This window comes from Klebsiella sp. K5-204 (assembly GCF_030128585.1).
Classification (GTDB): domain Bacteria; phylum Pseudomonadota; class Gammaproteobacteria; order Enterobacterales; family Enterobacteriaceae; genus Klebsiella; species Klebsiella quasipneumoniae.
Genome location: NZ_JAKUZS010000004.1, coordinates 308,018 through 325,432, shown reverse-complemented (window position 1 = coordinate 325,432; position 17,415 = coordinate 308,018). Strand labels below are relative to the sequence as shown.

Below are 17,415 nucleotides of genomic sequence, written 5' to 3'. Positions count from 1 at the left end.
AGGGTGAGTGAAGCGCGCGTCCGGCGCTTATGCATGAGATCTAGAATGGGGGATAGTTGGGGGAATTTCAATGACGGGCGGTGCGTCAGCCTGGGTATTGCTGCGATAAGTCCGCCCGTTGCCGGAAAAGCGCGACACGCGGCGCAGCGTGCCGGAAACCGCATTAATGCCTTTTTTGCGCCATCTCCCAGGCCGCCGACAAATTCAGCCGCTGCCAGAACTGCTGTTCGGGGGTGGCGCCGGACAGCGGGTAGCCCGCCGGCAGCGCGGTGTTGACCATCAGCGCCCGACGCTGGGCCGCTGACAGCTGCGGCAGAGCAGCCTCCAGCAGCACTTCCGCCCCCTCCGGCGCCTGCAGGCGCGGCTGCGGCCCCTTCTGCCGCGGCAGGTCGTAGGTCATGGCGAAACGAGTGAAATCATGCATCGCCGGATCGCGCCATGGATCGTCTTTCACGCTGCTCTTCGCGCACTCGGCAAGCGACGTACCGCAGGCTTTCGCCAGCGCGGCGCGCAGCTGATCGCGGGCTTCGTTAAATAATACCCGGTAGCGCGGATCGTTAAGATAATGGGCCACGTTGCGCTCGGCCACCATCCGCGAGCCGATCACGTCTAGCGGATAGTGGACGCCCAGCACAATGCGCGAGTAGCCATAGCGGGCGCCGCGCGCCACCAGCGCGTCGTAGCGCTCCGGGATCATCGCCGCCAGCAGCAGCGCATCGGTATAGCCAGTGTTGGTGTGGCCGCTGGGGAACGAGCCGCCGTCGGCGGTATAGGGCTGGTTATCCTTCACCACCACGTCGTCCGGCACCAGGTGAATGGTGTTGCCCTGGACCAGGAACGGCCGCGGATTGTGGAAGTGCTTTTTCGCCTCGCCGGTGCTGACTTCCGAGGCTTTGATCAGCGCCGCCGCTTTCCCCAGCGCGCCCTGGTCATAGGCGGTCAGAAACGCGTTGCCCAGACGAGGCCCCAGCGCGTCGCTGAGGAAATAGAGGTAGCTAATCCCTTGCGCATCGGCCAGCGCCTGACGGCGGGTGGTCTGCACGGCGTCGCGGTTGATGGCGGTCACCGTCGCCAGGTTCTGCTTCACGACGGTCTCCGGCAGACTGCTGAACGCCGACAATAGCGCAATATCAGCCTGCTGGTTTGCCCGTGTCTGGAAGTCGTAGCCGCTGGCCTTCAGCCAGGCGGTATCGGCCTGGGTTTTGTTTTGTTTCGTGTGCGCCAGCCGATCGCGGGTCAGCGTCGCGGCATCCCCTTGCAGCGCGTGGCGCAACTGCGCCAGCGCCTGTTGCTCAAGATCGTCATACGCCTGGCTGGAGGCAGCCGGCGTCACGCTATTGGCGACGGCCGCCGCCCTGTTCAGCGGGATGTCTTTAGCCAGAACCGGTTGCGCCAGCAGCAGCGCGACGGCCAGCAGCGAGAGTTGCTTTTTCATTATTTTTCCTTTTATTCAAACAATTACCTTGCCTGTCTCCGACGCTAGCGCGGCCGTTTGACGCTTTTATGACAGTGTTATGTTTTGCAACGCTTTTGGCAGAAATGAAACAGCGCGGCGGCGCAGCGGTAATCTCGGCCGATCTGCGGTAAACTATCGGTTAACTTGTTTATTTCCCGGAATCTCTGCATCCATGCTCAGTTATCGCCACAGCTTTCACGCAGGCAACCACGCCGACGTCCTCAAACACACCGTTCAGAGCCTGATCATTGAAGCGCTGAAAGAGAAAGAAAAACCGTTTCTCTACCTGGACACCCACGCCGGCGCGGGCCGCTATCAGCTGAGCGGCGAGCACGCCGAGCGTACCGGCGAGTATCTCGAAGGCATCGCCCGCATCTGGCAGCAGGACGACCTGCCGGCAGAGCTTGAGCCCTATATTTCGGTGGTCGAACACTTCAACCGTAACGGCCAGCTGCGCTACTACCCGGGTTCTCCGCTGATCGCCCGCCAGCTGCTGCGCGAGCAGGACAGCCTGCAGATGACCGAGCTGCACCCGAGCGACTTCCCGCTGCTGCGCGCCGAGTTTCAGAAAGACAGCCGCGCGCGCGTCGATAAAGCCGATGGCTACCAGCAGCTGAAAGCCAAACTGCCGCCGGTCTCGCGCCGCGGTCTGATTCTGATCGACCCGCCGTACGAAATTAAAACCGACTATCAGGCGGTGGTGACCGGAATTAACGAAGGCTACAAACGCTTCGCCACCGGCACCTACGCGCTGTGGTACCCGGTGGTGCTGCGCGCGCAGATCAAACGCATGATCAAAGACTTAGAAGCCACTGGCATTCGCAAGATTCTGCAGATTGAGCTGGCGGTACGTCCTGACAGCGACCAGCGCGGCATGACCGCCTCCGGGATGATCGTCATCAACCCGCCGTGGAAGCTGGAGCAGCAGATGAACAATGTGCTGCCGTGGCTGCACAGCAAGCTGGTGCCGGCCGGTACCGGTCACACGACCGTCAGCTGGATCGTGCCGGAGTAATCGCAACCATCGGTGGAACCTTTTACGCCTCGCGTTACAATCGCGGCAATCAACGATTAAGGACATATGGTCATGAGCAAACATTATGATTACCTCGCCATCGGCGGCGGTAGCGGCGGTATCGCCTCGATTAACCGTGCGGCCATGTACGGCCAGAAGTGCGCGCTGATTGAAGCCAAAGCGCTGGGCGGCACCTGCGTCAACGTCGGCTGCGTGCCGAAAAAAGTGATGTGGCATGCGGCGCAGATCCGCGAAGCGATTCATCTTTACGGCCCGGACTACGGTTTCGATACCACCATCAACCATTTCGACTGGGAGAAGCTGGTCGCCAGCCGCAGCGCCTATATCGACCGCATTCATACCTCCTACGACAACGTGCTGGGTAAGAACAACGTCGACGTGATCAAAGGCTTTGCGCGCTTTGTCGATGCCCACACCGTGGAAGTGAACGGCGAAACCATTACGGCCGATCATATCCTGATCGCCACCGGCGGCCGTCCGAGCCACCCGAACATTCCGGGCGTGGAATACGGTATTGATTCCGACGGTTTCTTCGAACTGCCGGCGCTGCCGAAGCGCGTGGCGGTGGTCGGCGCGGGCTACATCGCCGTTGAGCTGGCGGGGGTGATTAACGGCCTCGGCGCTGAAACCCACCTGTTCGTGCGCAAGCACGCGCCGCTGCGCAGCTTCGATCCGCTGATCGTCGAAACGCTGGTGGAAGTGATGAACGCCGAAGGTCCGCAGCTGCATACCAACGCCATCCCGAAAGCGGTGGTGAAGCATGCCGACGGCAGCCTGACCCTTGAGCTGGAAGATGGCCGCAGCCAGACCGTTGACTGCCTGATCTGGGCGATTGGCCGCGAACCGGCGACCGATAACTTCAACCTGGCGGCTACCGGCGTGAAAACTGACGATAAAGGCTACATCGTCGTCGATAAGTTCCAGAACACCAGCGTGCCGGGCATCTACGCCGTGGGCGATAACACCGGCGCCGTTGAGCTGACCCCGGTGGCCGTGGCCGCAGGCCGTCGTCTCTCCGAACGCCTGTTTAACAACAAACCGGAAGAGCATCTGGACTACAGCAACATTCCGACCGTGGTCTTCAGCCACCCGCCTATCGGCACCGTCGGCTTAACCGAGCCGCAGGCGCGCGAGCAGTATGGCGACGACGCCGTGAAGGTCTACAAATCCTCCTTCACCGCGATGTACACCGCCGTCACCTCGCACCGCCAGCCGTGCCGCATGAAGCTGGTGTGCGTCGGCCCGGAAGAGAAGATTGTCGGTATCCATGGCATCGGCTTCGGAATGGATGAGATGCTGCAGGGCTTTGCGGTGGCGTTGAAGATGGGCGCCACCAAAAAAGACTTCGACAACACCGTCGCTATTCACCCAACGGCGGCAGAAGAGTTTGTCACCATGCGCTAAGGCGCGCAGCCCCGTCTCCGGACGGGGCTTTTTTATTGCGCCGCCAGGTGAAGCAGGATCTGGTGGCCGATATAGTTGCTCCAGTTAAAACTGTTTTGCAGCACCACCACCGCATTCTGATTCGCTTTATCAAAACCGATATAGCTCGAATAGCCGCCGATGTACCCCACCTGATAGGTTAATTGCTGCTCGCCGAACGTGTCTGTTACCCAGGCGATATTCGCCGCTTCAATCCGTCGCGGATAATAGTCGACGCTAACGTCGCGGAACGCCTGGTCCAGCGCCGCCTGACCGGTGGGCGCGAAGTGGGCGCGGGCATAGTGAATCAGATCCCCGGCGTCGCTGTACAAACTCGCCGCGCCGACCATGTTATGACGGAACTGCCAGTCCGGCGTCAGCGCGCCGCGGGGTTTAAACTTCGGCTGATCGCCAGCATGGCCCAGCGCCCGCCACGGATAATCACGCAGCGTTTGCGGCAGGAAGCTGGTGTTCCCCATCGCCAGCGGGCGGAAGATCATCCGCGAGGCCAGCGTCTCAATCGATTCGCCAGTCTGGTACTGGAGAAGATAGCCGAGGATCGCGTAGCCGAGGTTGGAGTAACTCGGCGCCGGTTCCGCCGGGGCCTGGAAATTCTGCAGATAACTCAGTACGCCATCGGCATCGAGCTCATGGTAGAAGTTCTCGCCATCGTTGAGATAGGCCAGCAGGTGCTCAAGCGACAGCATATTCATCGGTTGCCGCGGCAGCCCTGAGGTATGCGTCACCAGCTGCAGCAAGGTTATCTTACGGGCATCCTCACTCAGCGCGGTACCCGGCGGCAGCAGGATCTGCAGCGTGTCGTGCCAGTGGAAACGGCCTTCGTTCACCAGCATCGTGACCACTTCGGCGGTAACCCCTTTGCTCAGCGAGCCGAGGGCAAACAGCGTATGCGGGGTTATCGGGTAGCGATGTTGGTCATCGGTCACGCCGAAGCAGTGAAACTCCGCCGGGCCGTTATGATGAATAATTGCCACCACCATGCCGCTGACCTGCTTCTCGCGCATGTAATGCCTGACATAATCATCGACGGAAAGCCGCTGACCGTTGCGCCCTGTCAGACTGGTTTCATTGCTGGGCGGGCTCATTTGCGACAGCGTGCCGGAACAGCCTGAAATCAACAGTAATGCCAGTAGCACAAGGCCTAACCGTTTTTTCAAACTGCACCTGCCTGCCACACGTTATTTGGGATGGGATAAAAAATAGACGCGGGATCGTAGCGGCATTACCCCGCCAGTGCAAAGCGAATACGCTGAAAAATCGATAAGGCCCTGGCCCGTTCGCTACGCCACGCCGTTATTTCCATGGCGCATAAACGCCGGGCGCTGATTGAGCGCCATATACCAGCGCTCCACGGCCGGCATTTCCGGATGGGCAAAGGGCGTCATCTTCCAGCGATGCACCGACAGGCCCAGCACAATATCAGCCAGGGTGAAGCGCTCGCCGGCGACCCACGCCCCGGTCCGCTGCAGCTGCGCTTCGACAATGCGCACGCAGTGGGTCCAGGCGGCAATGCTCTCTTTAATCGCCGCCGGATCCTGAAAGCGGGGATCTTTACGCACCAGCCCCATAAAAGCATGGCGCCAGGCATTATTGAACTCGGTCGCCTGCCAGTCCATCCAGTGCTCCACCTCGGCGGCGGGCTGCGGCTCGGCGGGCAGCAGATCCCAGCGCTCCGCTTTTCGCGCCAGATAGCGGCAGATACTGTTCGACTCCCAGAGCACAAAGTCATCGTCCAGCAGCACCGGCACCAGGCTGTTAGGATTCAGGCGTTGAAATTCGGGGGTGTCCAGGGGCTTAAACCCGCTGCCGTAATCCTCCTGCTGGTACGCCAGCCCGATCTCCTCGCAGGTCCACAGCACTTTCCGTACATTGATTGAAGAGCGTTTGCCCAGAATTGTTAGCATCGTCAGCGATTCCTCAGCCATAAAAGAGAGTTCATTCACTCTACTCTATTGCCAGCCAGCAACAAGGCAGAGCGCTGGATAATGTGTATAGTTGATTCCAGCCTGTTTGCCGAAAAGGAACCCGACATGTTGACCCCTTTTACCGTTTTGATGCCTGAAAATATTCGTTTTGGCCGCGGTCAGGCCCAGAGCGCCGCCCCCTGGCTGGCGCAGCAGGGCGGTCCTGTTCTGCTGGTGCATGGCGCCAGCCCGCAGCGGGCGGCGTTTCTCCGCCATCAGCTGGAGGCGCTGCAGCTGGCGGTCACGACGCTGGCGATAAGCCGCGAACCCTGGCTTATCGATATTGAGCAGGGCGTCCAGCTGGCGCGCGAGAAAGGGATCAGGGCGGTGGTTAGCCTCGGCGGCGGCGCGGTGATTGACGCCGGTAAGGCGATTGCGGCGCTGGCGCCCGCCACCGGCCCGCTGATCGACTATCTGGAAGTCGTGGGAACGGGCCGTCAGCTGGAAGCCAGCCCGCTGCCGTTCGTGGCGATCCCCACCACCGCGGGCACAGGCGCGGAAGTCACTAAAAATGCGGTGCTCAACGTCGTGGAACAGCAGCGGAAAGTGAGCCTGCGCGACGACCGGATGCTGCCTGACCTGGCCATTGTCGACCCGGCGCTAACCGACAACGCGCCGCGCAGCATCACCCTGAGCTCCGGCCTCGACGCCCTGACCCAGGTGATCGAGCCCTGGCTCTGCAGCCGGGCCACCCCTTTCACCGACGCCCTCTGTCAGCAGGCGATCCCGCGCGGCATCCGCGCGCTGAAGGTTCTGATGGAAAAAGAGTGCCCGGCCAGCCGCGACGAGATGGCCTGGGTCAGCCTGTGCGGCGGAGTGGCGCTGGCGAACGCCGGGCTGGGGGTGATCCACGGCCTCGCCGGCCCGCTGGGCGGCCTGAGCCGCGCCTCGCACGGCGCCTTATGCGGCAGCCTGCTGCCGTTTGGGCTGGCGCTGAATGAGTCGCAGATAAACGACCCCGCCCTGCGCCAGCGCTTCAACGACGTTCGCCGCTGGCTGGCCGAGGGGCTGGAGGTCCCGGCGGATCGGGTCTGGGACAGCCTGCGGGAATGGAGCCATCGCGCCGGTCTCGGCACCCTGCGCGACCTCGGCGTGGCGCGCGACGCCCTGGAGCCGGCGGCGCTGGCCGCCAGCACCTCCTCGTCGATGAAGGCCAATCCGGTCAGCCTGAGCAGCCAACAGCTGCTGGAGATGCTGGAGGCGGCGTGGGAGTGAGCGCGCCGGGATAAAATTTTGTTGCATAATGAATGCTCCGAATTTTATCTTCACCTAATCGCGGATTTATTTATTATTTATCAAGGTGTTAATTAGAAATCACCGCGTCCCCTGCCGGCGGAAAAGCGTGATCTAACGCACAGTTTACTTCACACTCACCGAAGCGACTGTCTACGCTTAAAAGACAAGGCCGGGTACGCCCGGCCGCGAACTCACGCTATCCGGAGGTCCGTATCGCTATGTTCAGCCAGAAATTACGCCACGTTGAAGACGACGAGTTAAGGATCGACATCGATCCCTGCTACGAAGCCGATCCGTACGAATTAAAGCTGGATGAGATGATTGACGCTGAACCGGAGCCTGAGGTGATCGAGGGGCTTCCGGCCTCCGATGCCCTCACCCCGGCGGATCGCTATCTTGAGCTGTTTACCAACGTGCAGAAATCACGCATTTTTGCCGACAGCAAAACTTTTCCCGACTGCGCGCCGAAACACGACCCGCTGGACATCCTGCGGAACTACCGGAAGGTCAAACGCCAGCCCGATTTCGACCTGCGGCAGTTCGTTGAGGATAATTTCTGGCTGCCGGAGAGCCATACCGACGTCTACACCTCCGACCCCAGCCTGACGCTGAAAGAGCATATCGATAAACTATGGCCGGTGTTGACCCGCGAGCCTCAGGATCATATCCCCTGGTCATCGCTGCTGGCGCTGCCGCAGGCCTATATCGTGCCCGGCGGTCGCTTTAGCGAAACCTATTACTGGGACTCTTATTTCACCATGCTGGGGCTGGCGGAGAGCGGCCGGGAAGATCTGCTGAAATGCATGGCCGATAACTTCGCCTGGCTGATTGAAACCTACGGTCACATTCCGAACGGCAACCGCACCTACTACCTCAGCCGCTCGCAGCCCCCGGTGTTCGCCCTGATGGTCGAACTCTTTGAAGAGGACGGCGTGCGCGGCGCGAAGCGCTATCTGGATCATCTGAAGATGGAGCATGCCTTCTGGATGGACGGCGCCGAGTCGCTGATCCCGCATCAGGCGTATCGGCACGTGGTGCGCATGCCGGATGGCTCCCTGCTCAATCGCTACTGGGACGACCGGGACACGCCGCGGGATGAATCGTGGCGCGAGGACGTGGAGACCGCCCGACACTCCGGACGGCCGGCCAATGAAGTCTACCGCGACCTGCGGGCGGGCGCCGCGTCCGGCTGGGACTACTCCAGCCGCTGGCTGCGGGATATCACGCGACTGGCCAGTATCCGCACCACGCAGTTTATCCCCATCGACCTGAACGCCTTCCTGTTCAAGCTGGAGACGACCATCGCCAACCTCTCCGGCCTGAAGGGCGATCGCGAGACGGAAGCAGCCTTCCGCCAGAAGGCTCAGGATCGGCGGGCGGCGGTTAACCGCTATCTGTGGGACGATGAGAACGGCTGTTTTCGCGATTATGACTGGCGCCGCGAACAGCTGGCGCTGTTTTCCGCCGCCAGCATTGTCACCCTTTACGTCGGCCTGGCGACCCACGAACAGGCGGAACGCCTTGCCGATGCGGTGCGGGCCCGCCTGCTCACCCCCGGCGGGATCATGGCCACCGAATACGAGAGCGGCGAGCAGTGGGATAAACCCAACGGCTGGGCGCCGCTGCAGTGGATGGCGGTGCAGGGATTTAAACGCTACGGCCAGGATCCGCTGGGCGATGAGATCGCCTGGAGCTGGCTGCAGACGGTCAACCACTTCTACAAGCAGCACCACAAGCTGATTGAGAAATACCACATCGCCACCGGCGTTCCGCATGAGGGCGGCGGCGGGGAGTATCCCCTGCAGGATGGCTTCGGCTGGACCAACGGCGTCGTGCGCCGGCTGATTGGCCTCTACGGCGAGCCAACCTAGTCGGGCTGTTCCCGGCGGCCTTCTCCTGCTATGTTCAGAGGATTCGCCCTGCCCGGAATGACGCTTATGCCTGAACTTCTGACGCCGCGCCTGCGCTGCTCACCGCTGCAGCTGGACGACTGGTCGTTTTTTCTTTCCCTGCAGCAGGATCCGCAGGTCATGCTTTACGTGGCCGACCCCAGGCCGCAGGCGGCCATCCGCGAGGCGTTCGATTCGCGGCTGCCGCCGTGGACGCCCGGGGATGAACACTGGCTGTGCCTGGTGGTGCGCGACAGGCTGACCCATACCCCGCTCGGCCTCACCGGTTACCAACATCATCAGCGCGACATTGCCGAGGTCGGCTTTCTCTTCGCTCCGGCGGCGCAGGGTCGTGGCTACGGCTACGAATCGCTGCGCGCGCTGTGCGACTACGCCTTCACCACCGGCGGCGTCCGCCGCCTGACCGCCAGCGTCACCGCCGGCAACGAGGCGTCCAAGCAGTTACTGCTCAAAGCCGGCTTCCGGCTGGAGGGGGAGCTGCGTGAGAACTACTGGCTCAACGGGCGCTGGCACAACGACTGGCTGTTTGGTCGGCTGCGCGCGGAGGGCGATGCGCCCTAGCGCACCGCCGCTCACGGTCTGACGACAGCGGGGTTCAGAGGAACATCCCTCCCGAGACTTCCACGCGCTGCGCGTTCATCCACGCCAGCTCATCGCTGAGCAGGGCGGCGATGGCGTCGCCGATATCATCCGGTAGCCCGACGCGCCCCAGCGCGGTCTGGGCGGCGATATGCCGATTCACCTCGGCGTTATCGCGCACCACCCCGCCGCCAAAGTCGGTCTCAATGGCCCCCGGCGCGATGATGTTCACCGATATCCCCCGTCCGCCCAGCTCTTTCGCCTGATAGCGGGTCAGAACCTCCATCGCCCCCTTCATCGCGGCGTAGGCCGCATAGCCCGGCAGGGCAAAGCGCGCCAGGCCGCTGGAAACGTTGAGGATGCGCCCCCCGTCCTGCAGGAGGGGCAGCAGCCGCTGGGTCAGGAAAAACGGGCCTTTGAACTGGATGTTCATCAGCTCGTCAAACTGCGCTTCGCTGGTCTCGGCGAAGGGGACGTTGAGGCCGATCCCGGCGTTGTTCAGTAAATAATCAAAGGTGGTGCGTCCCCACTTCTGCGCCAGCACCTGCGCCACCTCGCTGGCGAAAGCGTCGAATGTTGAAGGATCGCCGACGTTCAGCGCCAATGCTGCCGCCTTCACCCCTTTTTGCTCAATCTCTGCCACCACCTCGAGCGCCGCCTGGCGGTTGCTGTGATAGGTCAGAAGAATGTCGGTTCCCTTCGCCGCCAGCTTCAACGCGGCGTTTTTACCCAGACCGCGGCTGCCGCCGGTCACTAAAGCGATACGTTGTGTCATCAGAAGACCCCTTTCAGGTTGCGTTGTGATTGTGTTCCAGCTTATTAACTGCCAGTGAAACAATAAATACGCTACATTACGTTTTACTGTTTCATTCACAACAACAATAGGCCATCGGCATGGATAAAATTCATGCAATGCAGTTATTCATTCGCGTAGCGGATCTGGAGAGTTTCTCCCGCGCCGCCGAGACCCTGGCGCTGCCGAAAGGCAGCGTCTCGCGGCAGATTCAGGCTCTGGAAAGCCATCTTGGCGTGCGGCTCCTGCACCGCACCACCCGCCGGGTTCAGCTCACCCAGGATGGAATGGTCTACTACGAGCGGGCGAAGGATCTGCTGAGCAACCTCGACGAACTGGACGGTATGTTCCAGCACGATCCGGCGAGCATCAGCGGCCGGCTGCGGGTGGATATGCCGGTCGGTTTTGCCAAAAAGCTGGTGATCCCGCACCTGCCGGCTTTTTTGCAGCAGTATCCGGGCATCGAACTGGAGCTGAGCAGCAGCGACCGGCTGGTGGACGTGATCCGCGAGGGGTTTGACTGCGTGGTGCGCGTCGGCGCGCTCAAAGACTCCGGGCTTATCGCCCGCCCGCTGGGCAAGCTGACGCAAATTAACTGCGCCAGCCCGGACTACCTGACCCGTTTTGGCTACCCGCAATCCCTGGAGGATCTGGCGGATCATGCCCTGATCCACTACGCCAGCACCCTCGGGGTCCGTCCTTCCGGCTTCGAGGTGGTGATCGACGGCGCCGTGCGCTGGGTAAAAAGCGGCGGCATATTGACGGTCAACAGCACGGAAACCTATCAGGCGGCCTGTATCGCCGGGCTGGGAATTATTCAGGTGCCACGCACCGGCGTGCGCGAGGCGTTACGCGCCGGCGAACTGATTGAGATCCTGCCCCAGTACCGCGCTGAGCCGCTGCCGGTCTCGCTTATCTACCCGCACCGGCGCAATCTCTCCCGCCGCGTGCATCTGTTTATGGAGTGGCTGGGCGGGCTGATGAAAGATTACGTCGATTGATCCGCGCGGAGGGTGAACGGGGGGCGGGCAGATGCGTTCCTGCAGGATACGGCATTTAAGGTATACTTTTTGCTGAATCTCGCGGTAAAAAAGGAAGAAATCACGTATGACGCCGGAAAACGACGATCGACGCCCCCCACAGGAACCGGACACGCAGCCGGAGAAAAACAAAAGCCCCCTCGACGCTCTCAATGACACGGCCGTCGGGCAAAAAGCCAGCCAGGCGCTGAAGACCGTCACCGGAACGGCGGCCAAAGTGCAGCGCAACCCGGTGATCGCCCACCTGATACGCGCCGCAGAGCGCTTCAACGACCGGCTGGGCAATCAGTTCGGCGCGGCCATCACCTACTTCTCGTTCCTGTCGATGATCCCGATCCTGATGGTCTCGTTTGCCGCCGCCGGCTTCGTGCTGGCCTGGCATCCGACCCTGCTGCAGGACATTTTCGACAAAATTCTGCAAAACGTCAGCGACCCGACGCTGGCGGCGACGCTGAAAAACACCATCAACACCGCGGTGCAGCAGCGCACCGCCGTCGGCCTCGTCGGCCTGCTGGTGGCGCTCTATTCCGGTATTAACTGGATGGGCAACCTGCGCGAAGCGATCCGCGCTCAGTCGCGCGACGTCTGGGAGCGCCGGCCGCAGGACGAGGAGAAAATCTGGATAAAATACTTCCGCGATCTTATCTCGCTGATCGGTCTGCTGGTGGCGCTGATTATTACGCTGTCGATCACCTCTGTCGCCGGTTCCGCCCAGCAGTTGATTATCTCCGCGCTGTATCTGGACAATATTGAATGGCTGAAACCCGCCTGGCGGCTGATCGGTCTCGCCATCTCGATTTTTGCCAACTATCTGCTCTTTTTCTGGATCTTCTGGCGGCTGCCGCGCCACCGTCCGCGGCGCAAAGCCCTGTTTCGCGGCACGCTTATCGCGGCGATTGGCTTTGAAATCATCAAAATCGTCATGACCTGGACGCTGCCGGCGCTGGTGAAATCCCCTTCCGGGGCAGCGTTCGGATCGGTGCTGGGGCTGATGGCCTTTTTCTATTTCTTTGCCCGCCTGACGCTGTTCTGCGCCGCGTGGATCGCCACCGCGGAGTATAAAGACGACCGGCGGATGCCGGGCAAAACCCACCGCTGAGGTATTGCGAGGATGAATAAAAGAGGCAAAATTCATCCTCGCGCTTGATTTCAGCAGATAAATCCAGGACGTAACTTTTATTTAACGAAAAACTGGTTTTATTCTCTATCTTTTTAATTGTGTGAAGCATTTCATAGAACTATTTTTTCTGGCGTAAAAATTATCCGCTTTTTGCCTCTTTTTTGCTCATTTTCCGCGTTTGTTACAGATTGAAATGTCCCGGTGGCTGTGGCTATATGGCTTTTCGTTCGCGCAAAAATAAGAAAGATCTATGCAAGCCACAGCCACCACACTCGAAAACACGCAGGAAACCGCCCCGGTCAACTCACGCAATAAAGTCGTTGTCGCCTCGCTCATTGGCACCGCCATTGAGTTTTTCGACTTCTACATCTATGCCACTGCCGCGGTCATCGTCTTCCCGCATATCTTCTTCCCGCAGGGCGATGCCGCCGCGGCCACCCTGCAGTCGCTGGCCACCTTCGCCATCGCCTTCGTCGCCCGGCCAATCGGCTCCGCGCTGTTTGGCCACTTCGGCGATCGCGTCGGCCGGAAGGTCACCCTGGTGGCCTCGCTGTTAACCATGGGGATCTCCACTGTGGTGATCGGCCTGCTGCCCGGCTATGAAAGCATTGGCATTGTCGCGCCGATGCTGCTGGCGCTGGCGCGCTTCGGTCAGGGACTTGGCCTCGGAGGGGAGTGGGGCGGCGCAGCGCTGCTGGCAACGGAAAACGCCCCGGCGCGCAAGCGCGCCCTGTATGGCTCCTTCCCGCAGCTGGGCGCGCCGATCGGCTTCTTCTTCGCCAACGGCACCTTCCTGCTGCTCTCCTGGCTGTTAACCGATCAGCAGTTTATGGAGTGGGGCTGGCGCGTGCCGTTTATCTTCTCCGCGGTGCTGGTGATCATCGGTCTGTATGTTCGCGTTTCGCTGCATGAGACCCCGGTCTTCGCCAAAGTGGCGGCGGCGAAAAAACAGGTCAAAATCCCGCTGGGTACCCTGTTGACCAAACACGTCCGCGTGACGGTGCTGGGCACCTTCATCATGCTGGCAACCTATACCCTGTTCTACATCATGACCGTCTACTCGATGACCTTCAGCACCGGCGCGGCGCCGAATGGCCTGGGCCTGCCGCGTAACGAAGTACTGTGGATGCTGATGATGGCGGTGATTGGCTTTGGCGTGATGGTGCCGATCGCCGGCCTGCTGGCGGACGCCTTTGGTCGTCGTAAGAGCATGATTATCATCACCACGATGATTATTTTGTTCGCCCTGTTCGCCTTTAAACCGCTGCTGGGTTCCGGTAACCCGCTGCTGGTCTTTGCCTTCCTGCTGTTGGGCTTAAGCCTGATGGGACTGACCTTTGGCCCGATGGGCGCGCTGCTGCCGGAGCTGTTCCCGACGGAAGTGCGCTACACCGGGGCGTCGTTCTCCTATAACGTGTCGTCGATCCTCGGCGCCTCGGTCGCGCCGTACATTGCCGCCTGGCTGCAGGGCAACTATGGCCTCGCGGCGGTCGGCACCTATCTGGCGGCGATGGCGGCGCTGACGCTGATCGCCCTGCTGCTGACCCACGAGACCCGCCACCAGTCGTTGTGATCCTTCGCCCTGACGCCGCTGGCGTCAGGGCTCTCCCCTACTTTTTCATCTGCGACAATATGGTCCGGCACTGGTTGCTATCGCCCTCCGCCGGGGAGATCAGCGCCAGCAGCGCGGCAGCCGGCGTCACCAGGGTTGCCAGGGCCGCCGCTACCGCGCCGCGGACAATCAGCGGCCCGGCCTTCACCCCCGCCTGCGGCGATTTAAAGGTGCCGCGAACATACAGCGGGGAACGCAGAGTGATCACCCGAAAGCCTTTGCTTTCCGGATCGATGGTCAGGTCCAGCTGCTCGGAGGCGAAGCTGGCGGTCCCGGTCACATTGATCAGCGCGTTTTCCGTATCGAAGGCAAAAATCTGCGGCCGGGCGACGCCGTTGGTCACGTCGATATTGGCCGCCGCGCAGTTCACCCGAACCTCCTCATCGCCAAAAATCTGGCCGATCAGGTAGTTGCCGACGTTAAGGCCGAGAATTTCCATCAGGTTGCGACTGATCAGGCCGTCATTCATCAGCAGCTTCAGGTTGCCGTTGCTGTTGCCGAGCAGGGCCGCCACCGAGTTGCCGCTGCCGCGCAGCTGAACGTCGCCATTCATCTCGCCGAGGGTTTTCTGCATCATCTCGACGTTCGGCATCAGCGCCTTCAGCTTCAGGCGCCGCGCCTGCAGATTGGCCTCACCCTGCAGCGGCTTTTTATCGCCCTGCAGGTGCACGCTGCCGGCAATCGACCCGTTGGCCAGGCCAAAGCGCACCGGCTGCAGGCGCAGGTCGCCATCCTCCAGGATCACGTGGGTCGCCAGATCGCTGATCGGCAGCGTACCGCCGTGCTCAATTCTCCGGCCCTTAAAGCGTACATCGGCATCCATCACCTGCCATTTATCGGTTTCAAAGCGGTCCGCCGGCAGCACTTTACCCGCCGGCTGCGGCCGATCGCCCGCCTGGCGCGCAGCGCTTTTCTTCGTCCCTTTGCCGGAGTCGACGCCGATTAACGGCCCGAGATCCGCCAGCCGCAGCTGCTTCGACTCCATGTCGCCGCTGAGCTTCGGCCGCGGTTTGCCAGTGGTATAGGTCAGGGAACCATGAATGTCGCTATCGCCGATCCGGCCGTTAAAATTCTGATAGTCAAAGCGCATGCTGTTTTTCTGCTTAAAGTCGGCGCGCAGACGGCCGTCGGTGGAGAACGACGGCGTCTCCGGCAGCAGCACGCCGGTCAGGTCGTAGAGATCGCGCAGCGAATCGCCGGCGAATTTCAGCCGCAGGTCAATGCCGCCGACGTTGAGCGGATCGCTGACCGTGCCGCTGAACGCCACCCGCGTATTGCCGGAGCGGAAGTCGCCCTGCAGCGGGAAAGGCGTGCTTGCGCTGCGCAGAGCCAGCATGCCGCCGATTTTACCGTTGCCGGTGACCGGCTGGTCCTTATAGCGGCCCTTCAGCGACAGGCCAAAGACGTAGTCGCCTGGTTTCGCCGCGCTATGCCGATCCTTCGTGCCAGTGACTTCGCTGAACGGCAGCGGTTTGCCGAGGGGATCGACGAGAATGGTGATATCGCTGCGGGTGATCTTGTCATCAATGGCGATAGTCCCGCGATCGAAGAGAATGTTATCGAGGCGGAAAGACCAGCTGGAGGGGGCGCTGTCCCCCGCGGCACGCTGATCGCCAGCCAGCTGAAAGGTCCAGTTATTGTTGTCTTCCGCCAGGCGGATCAGCCGCACGTCGGGCTGTTCCAGCTTGATCCACGGCAGATACACCGTTTTGCTCAGCAGCGCCAGCGGGGCGAGGGTCGCCTCCACCCGCGGCAGGTGGATCATGGTCACCTGGGGAATGGCCGGCGGGTTGCCCAGCACGATATCCTCCGCGTGCACATGGGGCCACGGGATCCAGCTGCGCCAGCCGCGCTCCTCCGGCTGCCGCTCCCAGACCACGCCGAGATCGCCGCGGATGGCGAACGGGCGGTTCAGCTCGGCAGACACTTTCTGATTAATCGTCGGCTTCAGCCGGTTCCAGTCGAAGGTGGCCAACACGATAAAAAAGAGAACGATCAGCAACAGTATCGTTCCTGTGATGATAACCAACGTTTTACGGGTTCTGCTCATCCCTACTCCGCTCCTTTTGCATCACGTCAGTCCTGAATATAGTCAAAAAGCGGCGTTTCTCCTGGAAATGCGCTTTTCGTCACATTACGCGCGTCAGGTCAAAAAAATAATGGAACGATGTTTTAATATGATTGACCAGCAAAACAGCGCAGCGCACACTAGCGCTTATATCGATTCCATTGCAGGTTCTGGCTATGTCTAAAAAAATTGCCGTCATTGGCGAATGCATGATTGAGCTGTCAGAGAAGAACGGGGCCGTTAACCGCGGCTTTGGCGGCGATACCTTAAACACCTCGGTCTATATCGCGCGGCAGACGGATGCCAGCGCGCTGAGCGTCCACTACGTCACCGCGCTGGGAACCGATGCGTTCAGCCAGCAGATGCTCGACAGTTGGCAGCAGGAAAACGTCAACACCAGCCTGATCCAGCGGATGGCCGACCGCCTGCCGGGGCTGTATTACATTGAAACCGATGACGCCGGCGAGCGCACCTTCTACTACTGGCGCAACGAGGCGGCGGCAAAATTCTGGCTGGAGAGCGATCGCGCGGCGGCGATTTGCGAAGAGCTGGCCACGTTCGACTATCTCTACCTGAGCGGCATCAGCCTCGCCATTCTCAGCCCGGCCAGTCGTGCCAGGCTGTTCACGCTGCTGCGTGAGTGCCGCGGCAACGGCGGCAAGGTGATCTTCGACAACAACTATCGCCCGCGCCTGTGGGCCAGCCAGGCGGAGACGCAGCAGGTCTATCAGGAGATGCTCGCCTGCACCGATATCGCGTTTCTGACCCTCGATGATGAAGACGCGCTGTGGGGGGAAAAACCGGTCGCCGAGGTGATCGCCCGCACCCACGCCGCCGGCGTGGAAGAGGTGGTGGTGAAGCGCGGAGCGGATGCCTGCCTGGTCTCGGTGAGCGGGCAACCGCTGCGGGAAGTGCCGGCCGTCAAGCTGGCCAAAGAGAAAGTGGTGGATACCACTGCCGCCGGCGACTCCTTCAGCGCCGGCTATCTGGCCGTGCGCCTGACCGGCGGCGATGCTGAATCCGCCGCCAGACGCGGACATCTGACCGCCAGTACGGTGATCCAGTATCGCGGGGCGATCATCCCCCGGGAAGCAATGCCGCAATAATCCTCACCTGTAAGCGCTCTCCGGCCGCCGCTGGCGCGCCGGAGAGGCGTCA

The 17,415-nt window shown here is 61.2% G+C and carries 14 protein-coding genes; 9 read left to right on the top strand and 5 right to left on the bottom strand.

From position 1 onward, the window contains the following. Nucleotides 1-163 precede the first annotated feature (163 nt). On the bottom strand, nt 164-1,435 hold the full coding sequence (locus MKR05_RS13050; RefSeq protein ID WP_048298538.1) for a phosphatase PAP2 family protein: 1,272 nt from the start codon (nt 1,433-1,435) through the stop codon (nt 164-166). A 193-nt stretch (nt 1,436-1,628) separates the two neighbouring features. Between MKR05_RS13050 and MKR05_RS13045 the strand changes: the two genes are divergently transcribed. Continuing rightward, nucleotides 1,629-2,471 carry a 23S rRNA (adenine(2030)-N(6))-methyltransferase RlmJ gene (locus MKR05_RS13045; RefSeq protein WP_004204945.1) on the top strand — a complete coding sequence of 281 codons (843 nt, stop codon included), beginning with the start codon at nt 1,629-1,631 and terminating at the stop codon, nt 2,469-2,471. Nucleotides 2,472-2,543: 72 nt separating this feature from the next. After that, on the top strand, nt 2,544-3,896 hold the full coding sequence (gorA, locus tag MKR05_RS13040; protein ID WP_048298539.1) for a glutathione-disulfide reductase: 1,353 nt from the start codon (nt 2,544-2,546) through the stop codon (nt 3,894-3,896). A 32-nt stretch (nt 3,897-3,928) separates the two neighbouring features. Here the strand turns inward: gorA and MKR05_RS13035 are convergent, their stop codons facing one another. Further along, nucleotides 3,929-5,020 (bottom strand): serine hydrolase, encoded by a 1,092-nt coding sequence (locus MKR05_RS13035; RefSeq protein WP_048298540.1) that lies wholly within the window; start codon nt 5,018-5,020, stop codon nt 3,929-3,931. A gap of 195 nt (nt 5,021-5,215) precedes the next feature. Beyond that, entirely contained in the window at nt 5,216-5,839 is a 624-nt protein-coding gene (locus MKR05_RS13030; protein ID WP_048298718.1) for a glutathione S-transferase family protein, read from the bottom strand. 126 nt (nt 5,840-5,965) lie between these two features. On the opposite strand from MKR05_RS13030, the gene MKR05_RS13025 reads away from it, so the two are divergent. The 3 genes from MKR05_RS13025 to MKR05_RS13015 all read left to right on the top strand — a co-directional run bounded on the left by MKR05_RS13025 (nt 5,966) and on the right by MKR05_RS13015 (nt 9,606). Next, nucleotides 5,966-7,114: an iron-containing alcohol dehydrogenase gene (locus MKR05_RS13025; RefSeq protein ID WP_048298541.1), complete on the top strand. Its 1,149-nt coding sequence runs from the start codon at nt 5,966-5,968 to the stop codon at nt 7,112-7,114. Nucleotides 7,115-7,353: 239 nt separating this feature from the next. Beyond that, nucleotides 7,354-9,006, top strand: a complete 1,653-nt coding sequence (locus tag MKR05_RS13020) for an alpha,alpha-trehalase (protein ID WP_023291282.1) — start codon at nt 7,354-7,356, stop codon at nt 9,004-9,006. Nucleotides 9,007-9,072: 66 nt separating this feature from the next. Then, on the top strand, nt 9,073-9,606 hold the full coding sequence (locus tag MKR05_RS13015; RefSeq protein WP_023291283.1) for a GNAT family N-acetyltransferase: 534 nt from the start codon (nt 9,073-9,075) through the stop codon (nt 9,604-9,606). A gap of 34 nt (nt 9,607-9,640) precedes the next feature. On the opposite strand, the gene MKR05_RS13010 is transcribed toward MKR05_RS13015, so the two are convergent. Next, entirely contained in the window at nt 9,641-10,399 is a 759-nt protein-coding gene (locus tag MKR05_RS13010; RefSeq protein ID WP_023291284.1) for an SDR family NAD(P)-dependent oxidoreductase, read from the bottom strand. Nucleotides 10,400-10,518: 119 nt separating this feature from the next. Between MKR05_RS13010 and MKR05_RS13005 the strand changes: the two genes are divergently transcribed. The 3 genes from MKR05_RS13005 to MKR05_RS12995 all read left to right on the top strand — a co-directional run bounded on the left by MKR05_RS13005 (nt 10,519) and on the right by MKR05_RS12995 (nt 14,150). Beyond that, entirely contained in the window at nt 10,519-11,418 is a 900-nt protein-coding gene (locus MKR05_RS13005) for a LysR family transcriptional regulator (protein ID WP_023291285.1), read from the top strand. A 106-nt stretch (nt 11,419-11,524) separates the two neighbouring features. After that, a complete protein-coding gene (yhjD, locus tag MKR05_RS13000; protein ID WP_012967097.1) occupies nt 11,525-12,556 on the top strand; it encodes an inner membrane protein YhjD in 1,032 nt (343 codons plus the stop codon). A gap of 271 nt (nt 12,557-12,827) precedes the next feature. Continuing rightward, on the top strand, nt 12,828-14,150 hold the full coding sequence (locus MKR05_RS12995) for an MFS transporter (protein ID WP_017900001.1): 1,323 nt from the start codon (nt 12,828-12,830) through the stop codon (nt 14,148-14,150). A gap of 37 nt (nt 14,151-14,187) precedes the next feature. On the opposite strand, the gene MKR05_RS12990 is transcribed toward MKR05_RS12995, so the two are convergent. Continuing rightward, the gene (locus MKR05_RS12990) at nt 14,188-16,239 is read right to left on the bottom strand and encodes an AsmA family protein (RefSeq protein ID WP_064158038.1); all 2,052 of its coding nucleotides are present in this window, start codon (nt 16,237-16,239) and stop codon (nt 14,188-14,190) included. A gap of 194 nt (nt 16,240-16,433) precedes the next feature. Between MKR05_RS12990 and MKR05_RS12985 the strand changes: the two genes are divergently transcribed. After that, the gene (locus MKR05_RS12985; RefSeq protein WP_044525007.1) at nt 16,434-17,363 is read left to right on the top strand and encodes a sugar kinase; all 930 of its coding nucleotides are present in this window, start codon (nt 16,434-16,436) and stop codon (nt 17,361-17,363) included. Nucleotides 17,364-17,415: the final 52 nt, after the last annotated feature.

Bases quoted from the DNA above. Each gene is read 5' to 3' on its own strand.
- MKR05_RS13035 (WP_048298540.1), bottom strand. From the start codon at position 5,020: ATGAGCCCGCCCAGCAATGAAACCAGTCTGACAGGGCGCAACGGTCAG.
- MKR05_RS12995 (WP_017900001.1), top strand. From the start codon at position 12,828: ATGCAAGCCACAGCCACCACACTCGAAAACACGCAGGAAACCGCCCCG.
- MKR05_RS13010 (WP_023291284.1), bottom strand. From the start codon at position 10,399: ATGACACAACGTATCGCTTTAGTGACCGGCGGCAGCCGCGGTCTGGGT.
- MKR05_RS12985 (WP_044525007.1), top strand. From the start codon at position 16,434: ATGTCTAAAAAAATTGCCGTCATTGGCGAATGCATGATTGAGCTGTCA.
- MKR05_RS13045 (WP_004204945.1), top strand. From the start codon at position 1,629: ATGCTCAGTTATCGCCACAGCTTTCACGCAGGCAACCACGCCGACGTC.
- gorA (WP_048298539.1), top strand. From the start codon at position 2,544: ATGAGCAAACATTATGATTACCTCGCCATCGGCGGCGGTAGCGGCGGT.
- MKR05_RS13050 (WP_048298538.1), bottom strand. From the start codon at position 1,435: ATGAAAAAGCAACTCTCGCTGCTGGCCGTCGCGCTGCTGCTGGCGCAA.
- MKR05_RS12990 (WP_064158038.1), bottom strand. From the start codon at position 16,239: ATGAGCAGAACCCGTAAAACGTTGGTTATCATCACAGGAACGATACTG.
- MKR05_RS13015 (WP_023291283.1), top strand. From the start codon at position 9,073: ATGCCTGAACTTCTGACGCCGCGCCTGCGCTGCTCACCGCTGCAGCTG.
- MKR05_RS13020 (WP_023291282.1), top strand. From the start codon at position 7,354: ATGTTCAGCCAGAAATTACGCCACGTTGAAGACGACGAGTTAAGGATC.
- yhjD (WP_012967097.1), top strand. From the start codon at position 11,525: ATGACGCCGGAAAACGACGATCGACGCCCCCCACAGGAACCGGACACG.
- MKR05_RS13030 (WP_048298718.1), bottom strand. From the start codon at position 5,839: ATGCTAACAATTCTGGGCAAACGCTCTTCAATCAATGTACGGAAAGTG.
- MKR05_RS13025 (WP_048298541.1), top strand. From the start codon at position 5,966: ATGTTGACCCCTTTTACCGTTTTGATGCCTGAAAATATTCGTTTTGGC.
- MKR05_RS13005 (WP_023291285.1), top strand. From the start codon at position 10,519: ATGGATAAAATTCATGCAATGCAGTTATTCATTCGCGTAGCGGATCTG.